Raw genomic sequence first — 10,494 nt, forward strand, 5'->3', positions numbered from 1 at the left:
GATGCGTATCGGGCAGGCTGCCCACGCCGCGCAGAAACGCGAGCACTTCGAGCAGCGAATTCGCACTGCGCACCTCCGCTGCCGAAACCAGCGCCGCCTCGGCGCCGTTCGCGCGCGGCACGATCAGCGCGCGGCCGGCCAGCGTCGCCTTGAGCGCGGCCGGCAGCACGCCGGTGACCGGGCGCAGTTCGCCGGACAGCGCCAACTCGCCGAGAAATTCGTAACGCGCCAGACTTTCCTTTGGCAGATGCCCGGCCGCGGCGAGGATGCCGAGCGCGATCGGTAGGTCGAAACGGCCGCCGTCCTTGGGCAGGTCGGCCGGCGCCAGGCTGACCGTCACGCGCCGCGACGGGTAATCCAGCTGCGCATTCTGGATCGCCACGCGCACACGATCGCGCGCTTCCTTCACCGCGGTTTCCGGCAGACCCACGATCGAGGTACCGGGCAGCCCACCGGACAGATGCACTTCGACCGTGACCGCGGGTGCGGCGACGCCATCCTGGGCGCGGCTGTGGACGATGGCGAGGCTCATGGGTTGGAAAGCGCGGAGGGCTGAGGATCCGAAAGAGTCCCGGCGCCTTGCAACCCGCGCAAGCTACGTGCGTCCGCCCAACTGCTCCTCCAGTTCGGCGACGCGCGCTTCAAGCGCCTCAACCGTCTCGCGCGTGCGCAACAGCACGCCGCGCTGGGCGTCGAACTCCTCGCGCGTGACCAGGTCGAGCCGGCGCAGGCCGCTGCGCAGCACGTCGCGAAAGTTGGCGACCAGGTCCTCGCGCGCGGCACGTGCATCGGGCGGAACGAGTGCCGCCAGGCGCTGCGCGACATCGTCAATGGCAGAGATGCCGATCATGTTCAATCCTCTTGCTGGTCCGCCGGCAGGGCCGGCCACAGCACGCAGCTTAGTGCCGCGCCGATGGCGTTGTCATCGGCGGCTTGCTGACGTCTGTGTAGGACTTTTCCTACGCCGACGCGTGGACTGTGCAACAGCCGGGTGGCATTGGGATAAAGAAGAACCGCGGACGGGGTGCCGATTACCTTTGCGATCCGTGCAAAGGATTGCCTGCTACGAGCGTAGGTTGGCCACCGAGAGGAGAGCCGTGATCGCCTCGACTATCGGCACACAGCGTGTGCCGACGTTGTCCACGTCCGTCCGCGGTAAAGGTCGCACCGCCGGCTCATTCGCCGCCGATGCCTTGATTCATGGCGGCGGCGCCTGCGCCGCGCGCGTGCCCTCAAGCTCGGCGATCCGATGCTCGAGCACTTCGACCATTTCGCGCGTGCGCAGCAGCACGCAGCACTGCACGTCGAATTCGTCGCGGGTGACCAGATCCAGATCGCGCAGACCCACGCGCAGCGCGCCACGAATATTGGCCAGAGGGTCCTCGCCGGTCCCGTGTCCACCGGTGACCGGAATGAATCTGGCAAGCCGATGCGCCAATGCGTCGATGGGAGTGGCTGAAATCACGGCAATCCTCGATTGGGAAATCCCTGCACCGCAGCCGCACATCCTGTGCGGCCCGGCGCAATCCAGTGGTACTCGAATCCTCGACTGGATTTTGAAAGCCTGGCGAACCGTTGGCCCGACCACAGTCAGCCTGCGGCGGATTTTCATGTAAGAGAATTCCTACAGGCGCAGTTGTCTCAGCGTCGCGCCGGAACGCGGCACGCACGTCGCAGCGGCGTTTTCGGTATAGTCGGCAGCAGGGAATTGTTCGAGGTGTGCGATGAAACTGGTGATGGCGATCATCAAGCCGTTCAAGCTCGACGATGTACGCGAAGCGCTGGCCGAAGTTGGCGTGCAGGGCATCACGGTGACCGAGGTCAAGGGCTTCGGCCGGCAAAAAGGTCATACCGAGCTGTACCGCGGCGCCGAGTACGTGGTCGATTTCCTGCCCAAGATCAAGATTGAGATCGCCGTGCCCGAGGCGATCGCCGAGCGCGTCGTCGAAACGATTCTGCATGCGGCCAACAGCGGCAAGATCGGCGACGGCAAGATTTTTGTCTATGACCTGGACCAGGTGATCCGCATCCGCACCGGCGAAACCGGCGCCGACGCGCTCTGATCAGGCGCGCAGCCCGGGCGGTCTGACCTGCGCCTGCGGCAGTTTGGCGCGTTTGGACATCTATACGCCCAATGGCTTTGACGCGGCGCAGCATTTGTGCTTTAGTCGCCGATGAGGAATGACCACCAGTGGATATGGCGTCAGGACGCGTCCGTTTTGTCGTCGCCGGAAATCGGCCCGAGCGACGAATCATGAATCGGGAGTCACCATGCCGCAAGGCAGTGCCAGCAGTCTTTACGATCCGTCGTATGAACACGACAGTTGCGGCTTTGGCCTGATCGCGAATATCGACGGCCGGGCGAGCGCGTGGTTGATCGATCAGGCCTTTGCCACACTGGCGAAAATGTCGCATCGCGGCGGCATCGGTGCCGACGGCATCACCGGCGACGGTTGCGGCATGCTGCTGTACCGGCCGTTCGCATGGCTGCGTGCGCTCGCCGGCGAGGCGGGCTTTGCGCTCGCCGAGCGGTTCGCGTCCGGCCATGTGTTTCTCGATCCCCTCGACGCGGCGCGCGCCGCCGTGCAGAAGACCGCGCTCGAACAGCAATTGCGGACGGCAGGCCTGCACGTCGCCGGCTGGCGCGAGGTGCCGGTCGATGCGACCGCCTGCGGGCCGATCGGTGCCGCGCATCGGCCGCGCATCGCGCAGATTTTCGTCGACGCGCCGGCCGGCATGGATGAGGCGCCGTTCGATCGCGCCCTGTTCCGCGCACGCCGGTTGACCGAGAAGGCGCTGGCGGGCGATGCGCATTTCTATGTCGTCACGCTTTCGGCCGCGACATTTGCGATGAAAGCGATGGTTGCGCCCGGTGAGTTGCGCGCGGCGTTCCCGGATTTCTCGCACCCGGATCTGGCTGCCTGTGCTGCGGTGTTCCACCAGCGCTTCTCGACCAACACGATGCCGCACTGGCGCCTGGCGCAGCCGTTTCGCCTGCTTGCGCACAACGGCGAGATCAACACGATCAAGGGCAACCGCAACTGGGCGACCGCGCGTGCGGCAAAGTATCAATCTGCACTGGTGGAATTGTCCGACATCGGACCGTTGGTCAGCCTGACCGGATCGGATTCGGAAAGTCTCGACAACATGCTCGAGGTGCTGGTCGCGGGCGGACTCGACGTGCTCGTGGCGATGCGCGTGCTGATGCCGCCGGCGTGGTCGTCGCGTCAGGATATCGACGAGGACCTGGAAGCGTTCTACGAGTATTACGCACTGCACACCGAGCCTTGGGACGGGCCGGCGGGCATCGTGCTGTGCGATGCGCAACATGCCGCTTGCGCGCTCGACCGCAACGGGTTGCGGCCCGCGCGTTGGGCGCGTTCGGACGACAACCACATCATCATCGCCTCCGAGGCCGGTCTGTGGGATGTGCCGCCCGAACGCATCGTCGCCAAAGGCCGCCTCGGACCGGGCGAAATGATCGCGGTGGATTTGATCGAGCACAAGCTGCTCGACAGCGCCGCGATCGATGCGGTCAACCGCGCGCGCGCGCCGTACAAGCGCTGGCTGCGCGAGAAACTGACCTTCCTCGAATCGCATCTGATCGATCCGGCGCTTGCCGCCGAACCATTCCCGCCCGAGGTGCTCGCACGCTTCCAGAAGCAGTTCGCGCTGACTCGCGAAGAGCGCGACGTCGTGCTCAAGACACTGGCCGAGGACGAAGCCGAAGCGACCGGCTCGATGGGCGACGACACGCCGATCGCCGTGCTGTCGCAGCAGTCGCGGCCGCTGTATGAATATTTTCGCCAGGGTTTCGCCCAGGTCACCAATCCGCCGATCGATCCGCTGCGCGAACGCCTGGTGATGTCGCTGACCACGCAGATCGGGCTCGAACGCAACATCTTCGATCTGTCGCCCGAGAACGCCAAGCAGGTGCTGCTCAACTCGCCGATCCTGTCGCAGCGCAAATTGCGCCAGATTCTCGCGCTGCCGCATATCGCGCCGAGCAATCTCAAGCTCGATCTGTATTACGACGAGACGATCGGGCTCAAGGCGGCGCTGGAAAAAATCTGCGACGAGGCCGAAGCCGCGGTGCGCGGCGGCGCGATCCTGCTGCTGCTGTCGGACCGCTACCCGCTGCCGGGTTTGCTGCCGATCCACGCCCTGCTCGCGACCGGCGCAGTGCATGCGCGCCTGACGCAAAAACAATTGCGCTGTGACTGCAACCTGCTGGTCGAAACCGGCAACGCGCGCGATGCGCACCACTTCGCCTGTCTGATCGGCTTCGGCGCGACGGCGGTGTATCCGTACCTGTCGTATCAGACGCTATACGACATGAACCGGCGCGGCGAACTCAAGGGTCGCCAAGGCGAGGCGCCGAGCGAAATCGGCCGCAGTTACCGGCGCGGCATTCAGAAGGGTCTGCTCAAGATCATTTCCAAAATGGGTATCTCGACCATCGCCGGCTATCGTGGCGCGCAGTTGTTCGAAATAGTCGGTCTGGATCGCGAAGTCGTCGATCTGTGCTTCCCCGGCACGCCGTCGCGCATCAGCGGCGCGGGCTTCGCCGAGATCGAAGGCGAATATCGCGCGCAATCGATCGCGGCGCGCGATCCGAATTACGCGTTGCCGCCGGGTGGACTGATGAAGGCGCTGCCGGGCGGCGAGTTCCACATGTTCAACCCCGAGGTCGTCGGCAACCTGCAGCTCGCCGTGCGCACGGGCGATGTGCGTTTGTATAAAAAGTACGCCGACGCGGTGAACGGGCGCGTGCCGGCCGCGTTGCGCGATCTGCTCGACGTGCACAGTCCGCACCCATCGATTCCTCTCGACGAAGTCGAACCGGCCGAGGCGATCCTCAGGCGTTTCGATTCCGCCGGCATGTCGCTCGGCGCGCTCTCGCCCGAGGCGCACGAAGCCCTGGCGATGGCGATGAACCGGCTCGGCGCGCGCAGCAACTCGGGCGAAGGCGGCGAAGATCCAGTGCGCTACGGCACCGAGAAAATGTCCAAGATCAAGCAGGTCGCCTCGGGCCGTTTCGGCGTCACGCCGGAATATCTGGTCAATGCCGAAGTGCTGCAGATCAAGATCGCACAGGGCGCCAAACCCGGCGAGGGCGGCCAATTGCCCGGGCACAAGGTCAATGCGCTGATCGCGCGCTTGCGTTACGCGCGGCCGGGCATTGGTCTGATTTCGCCGCCGCCGCATCACGACATCTATTCGATCGAGGATCTGGCACAACTGATCTACGACCTCAAGGAGGTCAATCCGACCGCTCTGGTCTCGGTCAAGCTCGTCGCGCACGCGGGCGTCGGCACGATCGCCGCGGGCGTGGCCAAGGCGAACGCCGACCTGATCACGATTTCCGGCCACGACGGCGGCACGGGCGCAAGCCCGCTGACCTCGATTCGGTACGCCGGCGCGCCGTGGGAATTGGGTCTGGCCGAAACCCAGCAGACCCTCGTGCGCAACGGGCTGCGCGAGCGCGTGATCGTGCAGACTGACGGCGGCCTCAAGACCGGACTCGATGTGATCAAGGCCGCGCTGCTCGGTGCGGAATCGTTCGGCTTCGGTACTGCGCCGCTGGTCGCGCTCGGCTGCAAATACCTGCGCATCTGCCATCTGAATTCCTGCGCGACCGGCGTCGCCACGCAGAACGATGAACTGCGCAAGCAGCATTACAAAGGCCCGCCCGAGCAGGCGGAGAACTTCTTCCGCTTCGTCGCCGAAGATGTGCGCGGCTTGCTCGCGAGTCTCGGCGTGCGCCGGCTCGACGAAATCATCGGCCGCACCGATCTGTTGCGTCAGCGCGAAGGTGTCACCGCCAAGCAGCGCAAGCTGGACCTAGCGCCGCTGCTCGGCACCGGCTTGAGCGGCGCCGCGCCCGCGTGTGCCGCCGCGCCGATTCCCGACAGCACACTCGCGCTGCGCATCGCAGCGGATACGCGTGCGGCGCTGGAAAATGCCAGCGGCGGCGAATTCCGCTATGCGATCGCCAACACCGATCGTGCGATCGGTGCGCGGCTATCCGGCGATGTTGCGCGCCGGCATGGCGATCAGGGCATGGCGACCAAACCCATTGTGCTGCACTTGAGCGGTTCGGCAGGGCAGAGTCTCGGCGCCTGGAACGCGGGCGGCGTGCATATCGTGCTCGACGGCGAAGCCAACGACGGCGTTGGCAAGGGCATGGCCGGCGGCCGCATCGTCGTGCGCCCACCGCCGGGCGCGGCCTGGCCCACGCATCAATCCTCCATCGTCGGCAACACCTGTCTGTATGGCGCGACCGGCGGTGAATTTTTTGCCGCGGGCCGCGCCGGCGAGCGCTTTGCGGTGCGCAACTCCGGTGCGCTGGCGGTGATCGAAGGCGTCGGCGACCACTGCTGCGAATACATGACCGGCGGCACCGTCGTCGTGCTCGGTCGCTGCGGCGTCAACTTCGGCGCCGGCATGACCGGCGGCTATGCCTTCGTGTTCGACGAAGCGCGCGATTTCGTCGATCGCTACAACCACGAGCTGGTCGACATCACGCGCATCTCGCACGAAGGCATGGAAAACTACTGGCAGCATCTGCGCGCGCTGCTGCTGGCCTATCAACAGGCCACGGCGAGCCCCTGGGGCAAGCGCCTGATCGACGAATTCCGCGAGCTGATGCACAAGTTCTGGCTGGTCAAGCCCAAGGCGGCGAGCCTGGATGCGCTGGCCGAAGACCTGCGCCGTGCAGCGTGAGGAATTGGAATCAAGTGCGAATTGGCCGCAAAGAGCGCAAAAAACGCGGAATTTTTGTTTGTTTTTCTGCCCTTCTTTGCGTAGTTCGCGCTTTTGCGACCAAATGCTTTTTTGAATTGTGAACCAAAGTGATAAAAGATAATTTTCCATTTTTGCGCTTCCCGCGCGAGCTGCCGCGCGAACTCAACGTGCCGGTACGCGTGCTCGGCTATGGCGAAATCCATGGCGCCTACACGCCCGAAGCGACGAGCGAACAGGCGGCGCGCTGCATCGACTGCGGCAATCCGTATTGCTCGTGGGGTTGTCCGCTGCATAACCATATTCCGCGCTGGCTCGAACTCGCGCGCGAGGGGCGTGTGGAGGATGCAGCCGCGCTCATGCACGAGACCAATCCGCTGCCGGAAATCTGCGGCCGCATCTGTCCGCAGGATCGCCTGTGCGAACAGGCGTGCACGCTGGAAACCGGCTTTGGTGCGGTGACCATCGGTGCGATCGAACGCACGATCACCGACGAGGCGTTCAAACGTGGCTGGCGGCCGAAGCTCGACGACGTCGAGCCGAGCGGCAAGCGCGTTGCCGTGGTCGGCGCGGGTCCGGCCGGTCTTGCCGCGGCCGACGTGCTCGCGCGCTCGGGAATCGCCGTCGACGTGTTCGATCGCTACGAGGAAATCGGCGGCCTGCTTACCTTCGGTATTCCGCCGTTCAAGCTCGACAAGGAAATCGTGCGCACGCGCCGCGGCGTGCTCGAAGGCATGGGTGTGAAGTTTCATCTGAATACCGAAATCGGCCGCGACGTGGATTTTGCAACGATGGTAAAAGGCTACGACGCGGTGTTCATCGGCACCGGCGCGTATCGCTTCGTCGACGGCAAACTGCCGGGCCAGGATTTGCCCGGCGTGCACGCGGCGCTGCCGTTCCTGATCGCCAACATGCGCAAGTTGCTCGGCACCGCGACCGAGGCTGATGTGCTGCCCGATCTGCTCGGCAAGAGCGTCGTTGTGCTCGGCGGCGGCGACACGAGCATGGATTGCGTGCGCACCTCGGTGCGCCATGACGCGGAAAGCGTGAGCTGCGTATATCGCCGCGACGAAGAGAACATGCCAGGCTCGCGGCGCGAGGTGAAATACAGCCGTGACGAAGGCGTCGAGTTCATCTTCCAGCGGCAGCCGCTGGAAATTCTCGGCAGCGACAAAGTCACGGGCGTGCGCGTCGCGGAAACGCGTCTCGTCGATACCGGCAACGGCCGCCCGCGCGCGGAAGTCGTACCGGGCACCGAGCAGGTGCTCGATGCCGACGTGGTGATCCTCGCATTCGGCTTCACGCCCGAGCCGCCGCAATGGGCGATCGCCAACGACATCGAATTCGAGAACAGCGGCAAGATCGTCCTCGGCGGCGACGGACGCCTGCCGCTGCAGACCACCAATCCGAAAGTCTTCGCCGGCGGCGATATGTGGCGCGGCGCCGACCTCGTCGTGCGCGCCGTGCTCGACGGCCGCGAAGCGGCCAAGGCGATCAAGCAGATGTTCGCCAGCGCAGCCGTGGAAGCCGTCGCGTAGTTGCGCAAGGCGGTTCACGATGAGCGCGCGGGTTTCGGGATCGCGCAAGCTGAAGCTATAGTGGCAACTCGCAGTCATGTCAGGGGGTCGTCATGTCTGGTCCTGCGCAACGGTCGACTTCGCGGCGCGTGCTCACAGCCCCGTTTGCCGCGTCGGTCAGGCACGTCGGCGCGGTAGTAGACGAAACTGGCGATCTGCTCCGGCGCAGCGGTGATCTGCGCGCCGGGCGTGGGCTGATCAGCACGGTGGTCGCGCTGTTGCTCGGCTGCCTGAGCCTGCTCGCTGTGCTCGCCTTTCATTTTCCGCAATACCTGACGATGCCCGAGTTGCGGCACCAGTATTCGGTCGAGGTGCTGCGTCAATTGCTGCTGGTGGCTTTGCTGCTTGCCGGCGGTCTGTCGTTGACGAATCTGATTTTTGCCCGGCGGCGCAACTTGAATCTGCTCGCGTTTGCGTTGGTTCTCGGCGCGGTGGCTCTCGGTGGTTCGCGTGTGCCGGTCGGCGACTTTCCCAATCACACGCCATATATCGGCCTGGACTGGTTCATTCTCGATCTGCTCGGTTCGACCACGCTGTTTGTGGTGATCGAAAAACTGTTTCCGCTGTATCGCGGTCAACCGATCTTCCGGCCGGAATGGCAGACCGATCTGAAGCACTTTGCGGTGAACCATTTCCTCGTCGGCCTGATCCTGCTCACGGTGAATTTCCTGATCCATCACGTGTTCGGCTGGCTGGTCAGCGCGCCGTTCCAGCAGAGCGTGCGCACGATCGCCTTCCTGCCGCAATTGCTTCTTTGTATACTCGTGGCCGATCTTGCCCAGTACTGGACGCATCGCGCCTATCACCAAGTGCCGTTGCTGTGGAAATTCCACTCAGTGCATCACAGCACCAAGACAATGGACTGGCTGGCAGGTTCGCGCCAACACATCCTGGAAGTCATCGCCACACGCGTGCTGGTGCTCGCGCCGCTGTTCGTGGTCGGTTTCGGTGAAGGCGTGGTCAACGCTTATATCCTGATCGTGGGCTTCCAGGCGGTGCTCATCCACGCCAACGTGCATCTGCCGTGGGGGCCGCTCAAATACCTGATCGTCACACCGGATTTCCACCACTGGCACCACTCGCAGGACACCGAAGCGATCGACCGCAACTACGCTGCGCACTACTCGTTCCTCGATTACCTGTTCGGTACGGCGGTGAAGTCGAAGAAGCAATTCCCCGAACGCTACGGTGTGGTCGGCGACTACATGCCAGCTGGTTTCATGCGCCAGCAGTGGTTTCCGTTCCGCGCGATGTTTGCCGCGCAAGGCAAGACCGAATCCTGAACACACATGAACCCGTTCTCAGGCACTGCTTTCCGGGGCAGTGTAAAATGGCGCTTGGAATCGGAACCGAGTGAGTCGCCATGATGGTGCATCTGCGAGCTTTGTTTCTCTGCCTGAGTCTTGCCGCCGGGTCATCCGTGGCGCAACCCGCTGCCGATGAGCCGCCGCCCGCGGATGCCGTGCCACAGCGGGCATCGCCGCAGGAGTTGCGCCATGTCGCGTCGCGCGTGACATTTTACAGAGGACGATTTGAGCGCACGATAACCGGCTATACGATGGAGATCCCCGCAGGATTTCATCTGATCGACAGCAACGATGCGCGCCTTCTGGACGCAGCGCTCGGCCGTCCCTTCGACAAACGTCTCGTCGCCTCGGTGATGGAGCTGAATCTCGCGCTGACCGATCCGCAGCTATGGCTAGTGCGTGTGCGCTGGATGAACGAAGGCCTGGTCGTCGCAAGCGCGGGCGAACTCGACGCGAAAGGGTTGCTCGACGCGGCGCGCAGTCAAACACATGTACCCCGACTTGCCGGCAGCGGCGGCACTCTGCAGCGCTTCGTCGTGCCGCCCACGCGCACCGGCGCCGAGGTTGACTGGGTCGAGGAACGCCTGCCCGAGGGCGCGAAGACGACGGTGTTCGATTGCCACGCGCTGCATCTCGCGCGCAAGGGCGTACTCGAGTTCAGCATCGTCGGCGCGAGTGCGGGTCTGCAGAAAACCTGCCTTGCCACCGTGCGCGAGTTCGCGCAGAGCGTGTCGTTCGATCCCTCGCTCGACTATCCTGCGGTCCCCGGCAGCAACTTTTTGGCGCCGTACTCGTTGAGCGGGCTGATCGCGCAAACGCAATAGACGCACACCGGCGCACGGCGTGCGCCGCTTTGCCGGCGTAAT

General features: G+C 64.3%; 8 protein-coding genes. 5 read left to right on the forward strand and 3 right to left on the reverse strand.

Annotation, left to right across the window (positions count from 1 at the left end; genetic code table 11):
• From VIE67_RS01705 to VIE67_RS01715, 3 genes are all read right to left on the reverse strand, one after another.
• Nucleotides 1-532: magnesium chelatase domain-containing protein (locus VIE67_RS01705; RefSeq protein ID WP_332022652.1), on the reverse strand; the 532-nt coding region annotated here is incomplete at its 3' end.
• A gap of 63 nt (nt 533-595) precedes the next feature.
• Nucleotides 596-850, reverse strand: a complete 255-nt coding sequence (locus tag VIE67_RS01710; RefSeq protein ID WP_332022655.1) for an accessory factor UbiK family protein — start codon at nt 848-850, stop codon at nt 596-598.
• 348 nt (nt 851-1,198) lie between these two features.
• On the reverse strand, nt 1,199-1,465 hold the full coding sequence (locus tag VIE67_RS01715) for an accessory factor UbiK family protein (RefSeq protein ID WP_332022657.1): 267 nt from the start codon (nt 1,463-1,465) through the stop codon (nt 1,199-1,201).
• Between the two features lie 259 nt (nt 1,466-1,724).
• Here VIE67_RS01715 and VIE67_RS01720 point away from each other — a divergent pair, with 259 nt between their 5' ends.
• The 5 genes from VIE67_RS01720 (at nt 1,725) to VIE67_RS01740 (ending at nt 10,452) form a co-directional block, all read left to right on the forward strand.
• Nucleotides 1,725-2,063, forward strand: a complete 339-nt coding sequence (locus tag VIE67_RS01720) for a P-II family nitrogen regulator (protein WP_332022659.1) — start codon at nt 1,725-1,727, stop codon at nt 2,061-2,063.
• A gap of 208 nt (nt 2,064-2,271) precedes the next feature.
• Nucleotides 2,272-6,726: a glutamate synthase large subunit gene (gene gltB, locus VIE67_RS01725; RefSeq protein WP_332022661.1), complete on the forward strand. Its 4,455-nt coding sequence runs from the start codon at nt 2,272-2,274 to the stop codon at nt 6,724-6,726.
• Nucleotides 6,727-6,854: 128 nt separating this feature from the next.
• On the forward strand, nt 6,855-8,282 hold the full coding sequence (locus VIE67_RS01730) for a glutamate synthase small subunit GltD family protein (RefSeq protein ID WP_332022664.1): 1,428 nt from the start codon (nt 6,855-6,857) through the stop codon (nt 8,280-8,282).
• 128 nt (nt 8,283-8,410) lie between these two features.
• Complete coding sequence (locus tag VIE67_RS01735) at nt 8,411-9,604, forward strand: sterol desaturase family protein (protein ID WP_332022666.1); 1,194 nt, start codon at nt 8,411-8,413, stop codon at nt 9,602-9,604.
• Between the two features lie 80 nt (nt 9,605-9,684).
• Nucleotides 9,685-10,452 (forward strand): DUF2167 domain-containing protein, encoded by a 768-nt coding sequence (locus VIE67_RS01740; RefSeq protein WP_332022668.1) that lies wholly within the window; start codon nt 9,685-9,687, stop codon nt 10,450-10,452.
• Nucleotides 10,453-10,494 lie beyond the last annotated feature (42 nt).

Source organism: Rudaea sp. (genome assembly GCF_036560865.1).
Taxonomy (GTDB): Bacteria; Pseudomonadota; Gammaproteobacteria; order Xanthomonadales; family Rhodanobacteraceae; genus Rudaea.